Origin of the sequence: Flavimarina sp. Hel_I_48, from assembly GCF_000733945.1 — a bacterium.
Taxonomy (GTDB): Bacteria; Bacteroidota; Bacteroidia; order Flavobacteriales; family Flavobacteriaceae; genus Leeuwenhoekiella.
The window spans coordinates 717,110-731,325 of record NZ_JPOL01000002.1 but is presented as its reverse complement, the minus strand read 5'-3'; the positions used below and the strand labels follow the sequence as shown (position 1 = coordinate 731,325).

14 protein-coding genes are annotated in these 14,216 nt (G+C 41.7%); 8 read left to right on the top strand and 6 right to left on the bottom strand.

Translation table 11 applies throughout. The annotated features are described in order from the left end of the window. Nucleotides 1–56: 56 nt before the first annotated feature. The 7 genes from rpmB to rimO all read left to right on the top strand — a co-directional run bounded on the left by rpmB (nucleotide 57) and on the right by rimO (nucleotide 5,929). Nucleotides 57–296, top strand: coding sequence for a 50S ribosomal protein L28 (gene rpmB / locus P162_RS03350; RefSeq protein WP_031425817.1), 240 nt, complete (start codon nucleotides 57–59; stop codon nucleotides 294–296). A 19-nt stretch (nucleotides 297–315) separates the two neighbouring features. Continuing rightward, complete coding sequence (gene rpmG / locus P162_RS03345; RefSeq protein ID WP_031425816.1) at nucleotides 316–498, top strand: 50S ribosomal protein L33; 183 nt, start codon at nucleotides 316–318, stop codon at nucleotides 496–498. A 36-nt stretch (nucleotides 499–534) separates the two neighbouring features. Next, entirely contained in the window at nucleotides 535–684 is a 150-nt protein-coding gene (locus tag P162_RS03340; protein WP_081868369.1) for a DUF4295 domain-containing protein, read from the top strand. A gap of 129 nt (nucleotides 685–813) precedes the next feature. After that, nucleotides 814–1,764: a signal recognition particle-docking protein FtsY gene (gene ftsY, locus P162_RS03335; protein WP_031425815.1), complete on the top strand. Its 951-nt coding sequence runs from the start codon at nucleotides 814–816 to the stop codon at nucleotides 1,762–1,764. Nucleotides 1,765–2,202: 438 nt separating this feature from the next. Further along, the gene (locus tag P162_RS03330; protein WP_031425814.1) at nucleotides 2,203–3,855 is read left to right on the top strand and encodes an amidase family protein; all 1,653 of its coding nucleotides are present in this window, start codon (nucleotides 2,203–2,205) and stop codon (nucleotides 3,853–3,855) included. A gap of 113 nt (nucleotides 3,856–3,968) precedes the next feature. Beyond that, on the top strand, nucleotides 3,969–4,457 hold the full coding sequence (locus tag P162_RS03325; RefSeq protein WP_031425813.1) for a hypothetical protein: 489 nt from the start codon (nucleotides 3,969–3,971) through the stop codon (nucleotides 4,455–4,457). 116 nt (nucleotides 4,458–4,573) lie between these two features. Next, a complete protein-coding gene (rimO, locus tag P162_RS03320) occupies nucleotides 4,574–5,929 on the top strand; it encodes a 30S ribosomal protein S12 methylthiotransferase RimO (RefSeq protein ID WP_051907757.1) in 1,356 nt (451 codons plus the stop codon). A 688-nt stretch (nucleotides 5,930–6,617) separates the two neighbouring features. On the opposite strand, the gene P162_RS03310 is transcribed toward rimO, so the two are convergent. From P162_RS03310 to P162_RS03290, 5 genes are all read right to left on the bottom strand, one after another. Beyond that, nucleotides 6,618–7,310, bottom strand: coding sequence for an ABC transporter ATP-binding protein (locus P162_RS03310; RefSeq protein WP_031425811.1), 693 nt, complete (start codon nucleotides 7,308–7,310; stop codon nucleotides 6,618–6,620). Between the two features lie 78 nt (nucleotides 7,311–7,388). Continuing rightward, the gene (locus P162_RS03305; protein ID WP_031425810.1) at nucleotides 7,389–8,168 is read right to left on the bottom strand and encodes an O-methyltransferase; all 780 of its coding nucleotides are present in this window, start codon (nucleotides 8,166–8,168) and stop codon (nucleotides 7,389–7,391) included. Nucleotides 8,169–8,173: 5 nt separating this feature from the next. Next, on the bottom strand, nucleotides 8,174–8,542 hold the full coding sequence (locus P162_RS03300; RefSeq protein WP_031425809.1) for a DMT family protein: 369 nt from the start codon (nucleotides 8,540–8,542) through the stop codon (nucleotides 8,174–8,176). A gap of 19 nt (nucleotides 8,543–8,561) precedes the next feature. Continuing rightward, complete coding sequence (locus P162_RS03295) at nucleotides 8,562–10,427, bottom strand: ABC-F family ATP-binding cassette domain-containing protein (protein ID WP_031425808.1); 1,866 nt, start codon at nucleotides 10,425–10,427, stop codon at nucleotides 8,562–8,564. Nucleotides 10,428–10,500: 73 nt separating this feature from the next. Continuing rightward, nucleotides 10,501–12,162 (bottom strand): ABC transporter substrate-binding protein, encoded by a 1,662-nt coding sequence (locus P162_RS03290; RefSeq protein WP_031425807.1) that lies wholly within the window; start codon nucleotides 12,160–12,162, stop codon nucleotides 10,501–10,503. A 116-nt stretch (nucleotides 12,163–12,278) separates the two neighbouring features. Here P162_RS03290 and mtaB point away from each other — a divergent pair, with 116 nt between their 5' ends. After that, nucleotides 12,279–13,622, top strand: a complete 1,344-nt coding sequence (gene mtaB / locus P162_RS03285) for a tRNA (N(6)-L-threonylcarbamoyladenosine(37)-C(2))-methylthiotransferase MtaB (RefSeq protein ID WP_031425806.1) — start codon at nucleotides 12,279–12,281, stop codon at nucleotides 13,620–13,622. 154 nt (nucleotides 13,623–13,776) lie between these two features. On the opposite strand, the gene P162_RS03280 is transcribed toward mtaB, so the two are convergent. Next, on the bottom strand, nucleotides 13,777–14,076 hold the full coding sequence (locus P162_RS03280) for a GNAT family N-acetyltransferase (RefSeq protein WP_031425805.1): 300 nt from the start codon (nucleotides 14,074–14,076) through the stop codon (nucleotides 13,777–13,779). Nucleotides 14,077–14,216: the final 140 nt, after the last annotated feature.

Here is a 14,216-nt window from a genome sequence, read left to right as displayed (position 1 = left end):
GAAAGTTGTGTAAGTTTGCAGCCTGTTTTTAATTACCTAATACAAAATTTAGAATCATGTCAAGAGTTTGTGAGCTTACGGGCAAAAAAGCGATGGTAGGAAACAATGTTTCCCACTCGATGAATAAGACAAAACGTAAATTCGACGCCAATCTAATCAAAAAACGTTTTTATATTCCAGAAGAAGGTAAGTGGTTGACCCTTAAGATTTCTACTTCGGCTCTTAAAAACATCAACAAGAACGGTATTGCTGCTGTTCTTAAAGAGGCTAGAACAAAGGGCTTCCTTAAAAAATAATAGATAAAAACGCACTACCATGGCAAAAAAAGGCAATAGGGTACAGGTGATATTAGAATGTACAGAGCACAAGGCTACTGGAAAACCTGGTATTTCACGTTATGTTACCACTAAGAATAAAAAGAACTCTCCAGACCGTATGGAATTGAAAAAATTCAATCCCATACTTAACAAAATGACTGTTCATAAAGAAATTAAATAATATTTCCGCTCCAGCGGAGATAAAAAATAAAATATTATGGCAAAGAAATCAGTTGCATCGTTACAGACAGGTTCAAAGCGTTTGACCAAAGCCATCAAAATGGTTCGGTCACCAAAAACAGGCGCTTACACTTTTGTTGAGTCCGTTATGGCTCCAGAAATGGTAAACGACTTTTTGAAAAAATAAAATTTCGTTTTTTACAATATTGAAAGCCGTTACGTAATTCGTAATGGCTTTTCTATTTTAAGTCAAGCCCTAAAAGGTTTATAAAAGGTGTTATATTTGTGTAACTAACCCTCTGAATATTAAAAATCCATGAGCTTTCTAAAGAAAATCTTTTCAAAAGATAAAAAGGAAACCCTAGACAAAGGACTGGAAAAAACGAATGCCAACTTCCTGTCAAAACTTGGTAAGGCCGTTGCCGGAAAATCAAAGGTAGACGATGAAGTCCTCGATGATCTTGAAGGAGTGCTCGTCTCTAGCGATGTGGGCGTTACAACGACCATTAAAATAATCAACCGTATTGAAGAACGTGTTGCTCGTGACAAATATCTGGGTACGGCAGAGCTTAACGAAATTCTGAGGGAAGAGATTGCCGCTTTAATGAGCGAGACAAATAGTGGCAATGCCACTGACTTTAGCGTGCCCGCTAAAAAGCCCTACGTCATTATGGTCGTGGGTGTAAATGGTGTGGGTAAAACCACTACGATAGGGAAATTAGCCTACCAGTTTAAAAAGAAAGGTTTAAAGGTTGTTTTAGGTGCCGGCGATACATTTAGGGCAGCGGCTATTGACCAATTACAAATATGGGCTGATCGCGTGGATGTTCCTATCATTAAACAAAAAATGGGCAGCGATCCTGCATCTGTGGCCTTTGACACCGTTAGTAGTGCCGTAAAAATGGATGCTGATGTGGTCATACTGGATACTGCAGGCCGCTTGCACAACAAAGTCAATTTAATGAACGAGCTCACCAAGATCAAAAGGGTAATGCTAAAGGTAATAGATAGCGCTCCAGATGAGGTTTTATTAGTCCTGGATGGATCAACTGGCCAGAATGCTTTTGAGCAGGCCAAGCAGTTCACAGCGGCCACCGAAGTAACTTCCCTGGCAGTAACAAAACTTGACGGTACGGCAAAAGGCGGTGTGGTTATAGGGATTAGCGACCAGTTTCAGATACCCGTGAAATATATTGGAGTAGGTGAAGGGATTGAAGATCTTCAGGTTTTTAATAAGTATGAGTTCGTGGACTCGTTTTTTAAGTAATTTTTGAATATCCAGAAACCATTGATATAAATAAGTGGTGTCAGAAATATTCTAATTTAGTTGAATCTCAAACCAATTTTAATTCTCTTATTCTTTTTTGGGCGTTTCCCTATGGGTAGGGCTTTACGCTGCAATCTTTTTGTGAGTTTCTCACAAAAAGGCTTCCTCCCGGTAGGTTTGGCAAAGTCACTTCAATCCCTAACGCAAAATCCGTTTTTAGATCGAAGGTTTTTTTATAATCCATAAAACAGGATAGATCAAGTTCTATCTATATTTTAAAGAATAAATGGCGTTTACGGGATAATCTTTAAACCGATTTTGCCCTGTATTGTCTTTTTGTCCAATAAACTTCAAAATCACTGGATAAATTGTGTTGGTAAGGTTTTCCATTTGCAGTTCTTTCGTATTTTAGAAGTCTCACACAACGGACTTTTATCTATGAAAAAAGCTTTACTCCTCTTATTTATACTTTCACTTTCTGCCTGTAAGGACTCAAAAACCTCTCAAAACAGCGATAAATCAGATAAAAATGATACTATTTCTGCCATTAAAGAGCGGGAATATAAAGTTCTCGATTCTAAAGAAATTGATGTTGATTCCCTCTGGATGCCTTTTGATAAAGCACTTTCAGATTTTTCCGAAGTCGATTATAAAGGAATAAAAAAACTGGTTTTTGAGAAAACCATTCCTGAAATCCAGATGGCGATAAATGATAACCAACTTACCTATGAACAGTTGGTTCTTTTCTATTTATACCGAATCAAAAAGTACGATCGCGAGAATTCCCTTTCCCTGAATTCTGTCATTTCACTCAACCCTAAAGTGCTGGAAGAAGCCCGAAAATTGGACAAAAATGGCTCAAAACCACCCGAAATTTACTCTATTTTTGGGATGCCGGTTCTTTTAAAGGATAATATCAATACTTCTGAAATGCCTACCACTGCCGGGGCTGTGGCCTTCAAAGATAACCGTACCGGTGATTCCTTTATTGCCCAGCGTTTAAAAGAAAATGGCGCTTTAATTTTAGGCAAGGCCAATTTAAGTGAGTGGGCCTACTTTTTCTGTGGTGATTGTCCTAGCGGTTATTCTGCCGTTGGCGGTCAAACGCTCAATCCTTACGGTCGCAAAATACACGATACGGGCGGTTCGAGTTCGGGTAGTGGCGTTTCAATGGCGGCTAATTTTGCGGTCGCGGCCGTAGGTACCGAAACTTCGGGTTCCATCCTTTCGCCATCGAGCGCAAATTCCGTAGTGGGTTTAAAACCTACCATAGGGCTTTTAAGCCGTAGTGGAATTGTTCCCATATCAAGCACGCTTGACACGCCCGGGCCCATGACGCGAACAGTCGTGGATAATGCAATCATGCTCGACGCGCTTTCGGGGACTGATTCAAATGATCCTGCTTCCGCAAAAATGAATGCAAAAACAACCGGTTTTAGTGCTAAAATTGAAGAAATCAAGGATTTTAAGGCATTTTTGAGTTCAAAACGTCTGGGTTATTATTCTGAATATATGGAGCAGGACACGCTTTACCAACAGGCTATAAATTCCCTGAAAGATGCTGGCGCAACTTTGATTGCGCTAGACCGCCCAGATCTCGACCTTCCGGAATTTACGCGTGTGTTAAATCTGGATATGAAAAGGGACCTGCCAGATTATGTGGCCAATTATGGTGGGGAAAATCTAAGGGTAAAAGATCTTGACGAAATCATCGCTTTCAATAAAACCGATTCCAGCCGAATGATGCCGTATGGCCAGAAACTTTTTTACGGCGTTATTGACGATGAGGCCAGTGAAGAAGAATTCAGTAAAATCAAAGATACGCTGCAGACTCGTGGTAGGCAGTTCTTTGATCAGGCCCTTGAACCCAATACGCTTGATGCGGTGCTTTCCATCAATAATTATATGGCGGGTTACGCCGCAGTGGCTAAATATCCCGCGCTTACCGTTCCTATGGGGTACAATGCTGAAAATCAACCCATGGGTTTAACGTTTATTGCACCCGCAGGGAATGAAGGTGTGCTTTTACAGTTGGGCTACGCGTATGAACAGTTGACAAAAGAAAGAAAAGCACCAGCTGATTATGAATAATATGCATCCTATTTTTCAGGAAATTTAGTGTCTGTAACATTTTGATTTGCAACTTTTTTAAGGGATTAAAGTCTTTAGTACGAATTGATCTTACTATAAATACGTTCAAGCTTATGCTAAAAACGTTACTTTTTTCCTTCGGTTATTTTATGATAGGCTGCTGCTGCGCTCAGGAATTTCCTGAGACCTTTAGGGATTCTACTGGAATCAGCACGCTGGGAAATTTTGGTAGTAATCTTGCAGAGATTGGGATTTCTAAACGTTCTTCGCTGGTTTTTGGTCCCGTGGCCAATACTACCAGTATGCTCCATTTTTATGAGTTCCCTGTTTTTGCAACATTTACGAAGGATAAGTGGACGTTTTATACGGGCGGTCAACTCAACTGGCTACTGGATCAGGATGACCTTTTACTGGGCAATCGTTTTGGCAGTGATACATTTAGCGGTTCCATTCCCATTGGCGTGCGGTATGATTTTAAAAAGGACGCTTTTATGGAATTTAAATATTCAAAAGAAATTCCCCCTTTAAAAATGAAACCTGTTTTTGATGCCATGCCGCAAAGCAAAAGTTTATTTCAACTGCGGGCAGGTTATAAATTTTGACCCTAAATGGACCATAAATTGGCTATTTTCCGGTAATTATTGACTTTTATAGCCCTTTTTCATACTTTACAATCCCATTAAAATTACGTATCTTTGCGCCCTTAAAAAAAGGCACTATGCGTACTAAAACCTTAAAAAAGAACCGAATAAATGTTGTCACTTTAGGCTGTTCAAAGAACGTCTACGACAGCGAAGTCCTCATGGGGCAACTTCGGGCAAACAATAAGGAAGTGGTGCACGAGCAGGATGGTAATGTCGTGGTGATCAATACCTGCGGCTTTATAGACAATGCGAAGGAGGAGTCAGTCAATACTATTTTACAATACGTTCAACAGAAAGAAGATGGAATGGTGGACAAGGTCTTTGTGACCGGTTGCCTTTCTGAACGTTATAAGCCAGACCTCCAAAAGGAAATGCCAAATGTAGATCAGTATTTTGGCACTACGGAACTTCCTGGTTTGCTAAAAGCCCTGGGCGCCGACTATAAGCATGAACTCATAGGTGAACGCCTTACCACAACTCCAAAAAATTACGCATACCTAAAAATTGCCGAAGGCTGTGACCGCCCGTGTTCGTTCTGTGCAATACCGCTTATGCGCGGTGGCCATAAAAGCACGCCCATAGAAAACCTGGTCATTGAAGCTAAAAAACTGGCGGCAAACGGGATAAAAGAGCTTATTCTTATTGCTCAGGACCTTACGTATTATGGTCTTGATATCTATAAAAAACGAGCGCTGGCAGACTTGCTTCGGGAGCTTGTAAAGGTAGAGGGCATTGAGTGGATTCGCCTGCACTATGCGTTTCCTACCGGTTTTCCGGAAGATGTTCTTGACGTTATCAAAGAAGAGCCAAAAGTCTGTAATTATATTGATATTCCGCTACAGCATATTTCAACAAAAGTATTGAAATCCATGCGTCGCGGTACAACATATGAAAAAACGAATGCGCTCCTGAAAAAATTCAGGGAACAACTACCGGAAATGACTATTCGCACCACGTTGATCGTAGGTTACCCCGGTGAAACCCAGGAGGATTTTGAGCTTTTGCGCGATTGGGTTGAAGAAATGCGCTTTGAACGTCTGGGCTGTTTTACCTATTCCCATGAAGAGAATACCCACGCTTATAATCTTGAGGACGATGTTCCTGAAGAAGTGAAAATGGATCGCGCCAATGAAATCATGGCGATACAGTCGCAAATTAGTTGGGAGCTGAATCAACAGAAAATTGGCAAAGAATTTAAAGTGATCATTGATCGCAAAGAGGGCAACCATTACATAGGCCGTACCGAATTTGACTCCCCAGACGTAGATAATGAGGTGTTAATTGATGCTACGAAGTATTACCTTAAAACCGCGGAATTTACCCGTGTTAAAATTACTTCTGCCGAAGATTTTGACCTTTATGCAGAACCTTTAGAGGCGATAGAACCTACAAAACACCAACCAAGAAAGCTAAGAACAGCACATTCTTGATTGTTTTTTGCATCTGTAAACATTTGCGAAGTCATGATCTCATGGAGAATCCTTACTTTTTTTAGAATGCGATTGATTTAAACTAGTTTGTGAAGTGTAAAACTAGAAAATTTATCGTAATCCTTGTCAGGTCGAGTGGCCGACGGTAGGAGGTTGTATCGACACCCAGAGCCTTGGAATTTCTTTTTAACCAAATTGGGTAAATTTTCATATTTACCGCTAATTAATGCTTGTTTTTTGGCTCTTGACCAATTTTTGAGTTGTTTTTCTTTGACAATTGCTAAGGAAGCATCTGTAAATTCACTACAAAACAGCATTTAAGGGAAGTTTAGACGCAGTATTACTTTTTGGATTTTTTTCTTTGGTGATCTTGCAATCTTTAGCAGAGGTCTGAAGTAATCCCTGTGTAGTATGTTCCGTCTGCACAATTAAAAATGTAAACGGAATACATTTACATAAAATGACTATGTCAGGTCGAGTGGCCGACGGCACGAGGCTGTATCGAGACCTATTCCATAGCGCCTCTCGATACGTTTTTTCTTCCGCTATCACTTTAGAAAAAACACTCGAGGTGACTTTGGATACGTTTTTTCTTCCGTTATCGCTTTAGAGAAAACACTCGAGGTGACTCTTGATACGTTTTTTCCTCCGTTATCACTTTAGAAAAAACACTCGAGGTGACTACTGGTTAAATAAGAACTTTCCTGTCATCGCGTTCTATAACGCCGTCACGAAGACGTATAATGCGATGTGCATGTTCTGCGATATCTTCTTCGTGCGTTACAAGGATCACCGTGTTTCCTGCAGCGTGAATATCATCAAAAAGCCTCATAATTTCCACAGAAGTTTTAGAATCCAGGTTTCCCGTAGGCTCATCTGCCAGTATGATTGAAGGTTTATTGACCAGTGCACGCCCCACGGCAACACGCTGGCGCTGACCACCCGAAAGTTGGTTAGGCTTGTGGTCCATACGATCTGCAAGGCCCACGTCGGTTAAAACTTCCTGCGCGCGAACATGGCGCTCTGATTTAGAATAACCGGCATAAACCATGGGCAAAGCAACATTGTCTAATGCAGTAGTACGCGGTAAAAGGTTAAAAGTCTGAAACACAAAACCTATTTCTTTGTTGCGCACTTCGGCGAGTTCATCATCACTCATATCGCTCACATCCTTTCCATTTAAGACATAAGTCCCAGAAGTGGGCGTATCCAGGCAGCCCAGCAGGTTCATTAACGTGGATTTTCCAGAACCTGACGGACCCATAAAAGCAACATATTCCCCTTTATCAATATCCAGGTCTATGCCCTTGAGTACGTGTACGATCTCGTTCCCTAGCGGGAAGTCGCGTTTAATGTCCCTAATCTTGATTAAGTTGCCCATACGTTGCTTTTCGGTTTACCAGATCCCAATTTACGGGATTTTATTATAAGTACGACAGCGGCGGCAGATGTTACACATTTAAAGCCGTATTTTAAAGTGCTGCTTTTTTTCTTCTTTCCGGAAAAAAACAAAACCCAGCCAAAAACAGTCAATGCTAAGCTGTACCTGCGGGTGCTCTTTAATTATTTCCCAGGCTGCGGTCATCCCTTTTGACCAGTAAATATCATCAAAAATAAGAACTGTATCAGATGTTACGGTAGGCAATAGTGCGTTAAAATAATGCAATGTGGCCTCCTGACTGTGATTGCCATCAAAGTAGACTAAATCATAAAAATCTTCGGTTTTTCGGTCTAAAAAGGATGAAAACTGCTCGTTTTTGAGGGTCAACAGAGGGATTTTTAACGCAAGAAGTTTTTCTTTGGCAACATTTGCAATCTTTTCGCAGCCTTCCACGCTCGTGATTTTACCTGTTTCCGCAAGGCCAAACGCGGCAGTGGCCAGTCCCACAGAAGTCCCAAGTTCCAGCACATGTCTGGGCTTAAAATAAGCGGTCACGCGATAGAGCAGGCGCATGCGCTTATAGGTGGCTCCGGCGTTTTTTCCGAGCTCGGAAATCTTTCGTAAATCATCTTTAAAAACCCGCGAACCAGCGCCAAAATCGGTTATTTCAATCAATTTATTGTCAGTTATGACCGATTTTCGATAGGTTTTAAGTTTCGAATAAGCAGGGTGCGCCTGTTGATCATATAGGCATTTTGTCAAAAAAAGATATACAAAAGGAGTATGTACGCGGGGCAGGTGCGTGGATTTCCTTAAAAATTCCAGATATTTTTTTATGGAATATAAAGCATGTGACAAACCGGCTAGTTTTTAAACATAAAATACACCGCAAGCACTAGAAAGACACAGCCTATTAGATGGTTGAGCTTAAAGGTTTCTTCTTTAAAGGCGATGAGCATAAAAGCAACAAAGACGACGAGGGTAATTACTTCCTGAATGACCTTAAGCTGCAAAAGGCTAAAGGGCCCGCCATTTTCTTCAAATCCTATTTTATTTGCCGGTACCTGAAAGAGATATTCAAAAAGTGCAATCCCCCAGCTGATCAGTACCACACTAATGAGGCTAAGCTTACTGAACCATTTCCACTCCGCAAATTTCAAATGGCCGTACCAGGCCAGGGTCATGAATGTATTTGAGATAACGAGTAGGGCAATGGTCAAAAATGCTTTCATAGGTCACATTTCATAGGCATTAAACCGATAGTTCAAACCAGCGCTCCGTTTTCTGGTCAATATCATCCTGGATTTTTTGCAGCGCGATGGATGCGTCATTGATCTCTTCTCCAGACAATTCTGGATCAAGGAATTTCTTTTCCTGCTCAACCTTTTTTTGCTCCAGTTTTGCGATCTCTTTTTCCAGTCTGTTGTACTCTTTTTGTTGCTCGTGGGTGAGTGGGTTATCCTGCGTTTTCCAATTTTCCTTCGTTGTGGAACTTGAAGTTTTCGCTTCTTTTTCTGTGCTATCAGGGGCGCTGTCCGCACTTAGATCGTATGTTCTAAAGTCAGAATAATTACCGGGGAAATCTTCCACGATTCCGCTACCGCGGAAGACAAAAAGGTGATCTACGATCTTGTCCATAAAATACCTGTCGTGGGAAACAACGAGCAGGCAACCGGGAAAGTCCATAAGAAAACTTTCAAGCACGTTGAGGGTCACAATATCCAGATCGTTAGTGGGCTCATCAAGAATGAGAAAATTGGGATTCTGAATCAAAACCGTACACAAATAGAGTCTTTTTCGCTCCCCACCGCTCAGTTTTTCAACAAAATCATATTGTTTCTTGCGGTCAAACAGAAAACGCTCAAGCAACTGCCCTGCAGAAATCTGTCGCCCTTTTTTCAGTGGAATATAATCGCCAAACTCTTTAATGACATCAATGACTTTCTGACCAGGTTTAATGTTAATCCCCTTCTGTGTGTAGTAGCCAAATTGGATGGTCTCACCGATTATCACTTTACCATTATCAGCTTCCATTTTACCCGTAAGGATGTTCAGGAAAGTGGATTTTCCCGTACCGTTTTTACCAATGATCCCAATGCGCTCCCCCCGTTGAAAATTGTAATCAAACTGATCAAGAATTAGGCGCTCCTTGAACTTTTTGCTGACCTTGTGCAATTCAACCACTTTATTGCCCATACGCTCCATATTGAGCTCCAACTGCACTTCGTGATCCTGACGTCGCTTGCCGGCGCGCTCTTTGATCTCGTGAAAATCGTCTATACGGGATTTTGATTTGGTCGTACGTGCTTTGGGCTGGCGGCGCATCCAGTCCAGTTCTTTTTTAAAGAGCTGCTTGGCTTTCCCGGTTTCTGCCTCTTCCGCGCTTATGCGCGATTCGCGTTTATCCAGGTAATAGGAATAGTTTCCTTTGTAGCTGTAAAGATTACCGTCTTCCAGCTCAATGATTTCATTACATACCCGCTCCAGGAAATAACGGTCGTGCGTGACCATAAAAATGGTCAGGTTTTCTTTGGCAAAATAGGCCTCAAGCCACTCGATCATTTCCAGGTCCAGATGGTTCGTGGGCTCATCCATGATGAGCAGATCAGGTTTATGCAACAGCATATTTGCCAGGGCAAGCCTTTTTTTCTGGCCCCCGCTCAGTTTTTCCACTTTGCGGTCGAGATCGTCCAACTTTAACTGGGAGAGAATCTGTTTGTACTGGGTTTCAAAATCCCAGGCCTGCAACGCTTCCATTTTATCAAAAGCCTGCTGGTAAGCATCTGCGTCATCCATATTGACCAGCGCTTTTTCATAAGCGGCAATGGCAAGCAGGGTATCATTATCACTGTCAAAGATGGTTTGCTCTACGGTAAGGCTTCCGTCAAGGTCAGGTTCCTGGGCAAGAAAGGAGATTTTAATGCCCTTGCGGTAAATTACCTGGCCGCTATCTGGGTTTTCCTTACTGGCAAGAATATCGAGCAGGGAAGTTTTACCGGCTCCATTTTTAGCTATTAGACCTATTTTTTGATCTTGATTGATACCAAAAGAAAGATCATTGAAAAGAATTTTTTCACCAAAGGCTTTGGCAATGCCTTCCACCGAAACATAATTTATCGCGCTCATAGTCGCCAAAATTAGGCTTAAATTTTTGATTGAAGAAACTTAAAACCAGTCTAATAATTAGGCATTATTCGCCATTTTTTGCCGGTATTGCTGGTTTTTCACCCTTATAAACCCGTTTTAGGTTCAGAAAATTTTGTGGATTGGGTTTTAGACCGTGCACATCTTTGTGCACAAATTGAATGACCTCGTCATAATACAGAGGGACAAAAGGCGCTTTTTCAATTAAAATACTATCCATTTTCCTGTAGATTTCCTGGCGCTCTGTAATGGCTGTGATGCCAAAACTGTGTTCATACAGGGAATCATAATCGGTATTTTTGAAATGGGTATAATTGGGGCCGTTTGGGGTGAAATTCTTGCTGTAATATAAAGACAGGTAATTCTCGGCATCGGGGTAATCTGCGATCCAGCTTGCGCGAAAAGCATCCAGCTGCCCGGTAGATTTTAATTGCCGCAGGGTAGAGGGCGGCATCACATCAATGTCAATATGCAGGTTGATCTTGCCCAGTTCCCGCTGAATATACTCGCAAATATCAAGATATTGCGAGTTGGTCCCTATCGTGATACTGGGTGAAGTATTGCCGGTTTGCTTGATGTAGGCATCTATAAGTTGGCTCGCTTTGCCAGGATTATACTCGTATCCACTATTGGCCTGGTAGCCGGGCAGGCCTTTCGGAATAAAGCCGGCATCTGCTGGCATGCCTATACCATTGCGCAGGTACGTAATCATTTTTTGACGGTCAAAACCGTAGTTTAAGGCACGCCGAAGCAATTCTGAGCGCACTTCTTCTGACTTGCTTTCAAGAAAAAAACCGATGTATTCCGTATTTAAAAACGGGCCGGTGATGACTTTTACATTTTCGTCATATTTATCTTTTAATTCGCCCAGCGGGGTCAACAATTCATCTTTGTAAGAGGGATCTAAACTGTTTAAAAAGTCAAGGTTTCCCTGGGCAAATTGCAAAAATTCACTTTGCTTATCTGGTAGAAAGGTGATTGCTACGGCTTCCATATAAGGAAGCTGGCGCCCCTGCTTGTCTTTCTCAAAATACAGTTCGTTTTTCCGAAGTACAAGTTTTACGCCTTCCTGCCAGCGCTTGAATTTAAACGGACCCGTGCCAATGGGATTTGACCGGAAATCGCTCCCGTAAAATTCCGTTATTTCCTTCGGCACGACCGAGCAATACCGCATGCCCAGCATACCGATGAATGCGGGAAACGGTTTTTTTAAGGTGATGCTGAACATGCTGTCATTCAGCGCTTCGTAATGTTCTACATTGCTGAGCACCCAACTTCCCGGCGAAGCCACCCGCGCATCCTTGAGCCGGTCAAAACTGTAAGTAAAATCTGCTGCAACCACCTTGCGCGTACTATCTGGGGTTTTAAACTGCGCATGCTTGTGGAAATAAACCGCCTCACGCAGATAGAAAATATACGTTTTTGCGTCTTCTGAAACTTCCCAGCGCTTTGCAATATCTGGAACGATATTCAAACTGTCATCCTGCTGTACCAAACCGTTAAATAATTGGTTGGTGGGCCAGATTATAGGAGGGTTCCGGGCAAAAGCAGGGTCTAGCGTGGCAACATTGTAATGTTCATTATACCTAAAAACAAGTTTGTCCCGGTCCTTATTTTTCACATCAGTACAGGCGATGGTGCTTATCGCCAGCACGATACATAAGGAGAATGGAATTAAGTTATGGTGATTTTTTTTCAATTTTAGCATATGCCTGCCAGTAACTACCTTTGCAGTAAGGTAAAAAACAGCTGATTTTAATTGTGTTTCATGCGCAATAAAAGCGCTAACAAGGCGCAAATGTAACCAAAAAAACAACGAGTAAAATGAGTACCTCTGGTAAAAAAGTGGCATTTCATACCCTGGGCTGCAAACTTAATTTTTCGGAAACCTCTACGATCGCACGCGATTTTAGGGATGAAGGTTTTGAAAGGGTAGATTTTAGTGAACCGGCAGATATTTACGTGATCAACACGTGCAGCGTGACCGAAAATGCCGATAAGCGTTTTAAAAGTATCGTAAAAAAGGCTCAAAGTGTAAATCCAGATGCGTTTGTGGCCGCGGTGGGATGTTACGCCCAGCTCAAGCCTGAAGAACTTGCCGATGTGGATGGCGTGGACCTCGTACTGGGCGCTACCGAGAAATTTAAGATCACGCAATATCTCAATGACCTTAGTAAAAATGATTTTGGCGAAGTGCATAGCTGTGAGATACAGGATGCCGATTTTTATGTGAGTTCTTATTCCATAGGGGATCGTACACGGGCTTTTTTGAAAGTTCAGGATGGTTGTGATTACAAATGTACGTATTGTACGATTCCGCTTGCGCGCGGTATATCGCGAAGCGATACATTGCAAAATGTAGTCAGGAATGCAGAGCAAATCGCGGCACAGGACATTAAGGAGATCGTACTTACCGGAGTGAATATAGGGGATTACGGGAAAGGGGAATTTGGCAACAAAAAACATGAGCATACATTTCTGGACCTTGTAAAAGCACTTGATCAGGTAGACGGCATTGAACGTTTGCGCATTTCAAGTATTGAACCTAATTTATTGAAAGATGAAACAATAGATGTGGTTGCTCAGAGCAGGGCTTTTGTACCTCATTTTCACATTCCCCTGCAAAGTGGCAATAATGAAATGTTAGGTAAGATGCGCCGGCGTTATCGTCGTGAACTTTACGTGGATCGCGTGAACCGTATCAAGAAACTAATGCCAGACAGTTGTATAGGTGTGGACGTCATCGTGGGATTTCCCGGGGAAACTGATGCCCACTTTCTGGATACGTATACTTTTTTGCAGGAACTGGATATTTCCTATTTGCATGTTTTTACCTACTCTGAACGGGACGATACCCCCGCCGCAACTATGGAAGGCAGGATTTCCTTAAAAAAGAGGAAAAAACGCAGTAAAATGCTCCGTGGCCTTTCTGCCAAGAAGCGCCGGGCTTTTTATGAATCACAGTTGGATTCTACCCACGAGGTCCTTTTTGAGGGGGAGAACAAAAAAGGCTTTATACACGGTTTTACCGAAAATTATGTAAAAGTGAAAACACCCTGGGATCCTGCGCTGGTAAATACTACGCATGAAGTTCAGTTAAAAGAAATAGATGAGGATGGGCTCCTGCGCTTTTCTTTTACTGAAGAAAACCAAGGGGTTATGGCATAAAAAAACAGCTCAAAAGACCTGTTTTAGTCAAATTGAGCTGTTTTTAGTGTTTTTTAGGTTGTTTTTCGATAATAAGTGGTTGTTTCTTCTTAATAATCGCCAGTTACTTATCGATACAAGTGTTGAGAAAGCAGGTTTGTATATGCGTGAGAAATTAGATATTGATTCCTACCGGAAGCAGTTTTTTGTACTTTCTACGATTAGAGCGCATAAATTTTGCGATTTCCGGGCAGGTGGGAACCAGTCTGATTTCCCTGTCTTCTACTTCTTTGAAAACGGTGATGATAAAATCGTTCATATGCTCTTCGCTTCCTTCGGGCATTTTGATTTTGGTCAGAAAGATTTTCCGATCTTGCAGGGCATATTCGATTTTGGCTAATTTGCCATCAAAAGTAGTTTCAAATTGTCTCAAAAATTCATTATCGGTCAGTTCAATTTCGCTTATCACAGCCATATCTTTTGTTTTAAAGATTAATTACGTTAACAGATGGTTTTTTTGGATTTGAAGTAGTTGGTACTATTTTTTAACGTTTGTGCTTCCGTAAATTTACAGAAATTTAACGGTTTTTCAATAACAGTGAGTGTTAAAGACCA

Excerpts from the sequence above, each read along its gene's own strand:
- ftsY (WP_031425815.1), top strand. The coding sequence starts at position 814 with ATGAGCTTTCTAAAGAAAATCTTTTCAAAAGATAAAAAGGAAACCCTA.
- P162_RS03290 (WP_031425807.1), bottom strand. The coding sequence starts at position 12,162 with ATGCTAAAATTGAAAAAAAATCACCATAACTTAATTCCATTCTCCTTA.
- mtaB (WP_031425806.1), top strand. The coding sequence starts at position 12,279 with ATGAGTACCTCTGGTAAAAAAGTGGCATTTCATACCCTGGGCTGCAAA.
- rimO (WP_051907757.1), top strand. The coding sequence starts at position 4,574 with ATGCGTACTAAAACCTTAAAAAAGAACCGAATAAATGTTGTCACTTTA.
- rpmG (WP_031425816.1), top strand. The coding sequence starts at position 316 with ATGGCAAAAAAAGGCAATAGGGTACAGGTGATATTAGAATGTACAGAG.
- P162_RS03300 (WP_031425809.1), bottom strand. The coding sequence starts at position 8,542 with ATGAAAGCATTTTTGACCATTGCCCTACTCGTTATCTCAAATACATTC.
- rpmB (WP_031425817.1), top strand. The coding sequence starts at position 57 with ATGTCAAGAGTTTGTGAGCTTACGGGCAAAAAAGCGATGGTAGGAAAC.
- P162_RS03340 (WP_081868369.1), top strand. The coding sequence starts at position 535 with ATGGCAAAGAAATCAGTTGCATCGTTACAGACAGGTTCAAAGCGTTTG.
- P162_RS03330 (WP_031425814.1), top strand. The coding sequence starts at position 2,203 with ATGAAAAAAGCTTTACTCCTCTTATTTATACTTTCACTTTCTGCCTGT.
- P162_RS03310 (WP_031425811.1), bottom strand. The coding sequence starts at position 7,310 with ATGGGCAACTTAATCAAGATTAGGGACATTAAACGCGACTTCCCGCTA.
- P162_RS03325 (WP_031425813.1), top strand. The coding sequence starts at position 3,969 with ATGCTAAAAACGTTACTTTTTTCCTTCGGTTATTTTATGATAGGCTGC.
- P162_RS03280 (WP_031425805.1), bottom strand. The coding sequence starts at position 14,076 with ATGGCTGTGATAAGCGAAATTGAACTGACCGATAATGAATTTTTGAGA.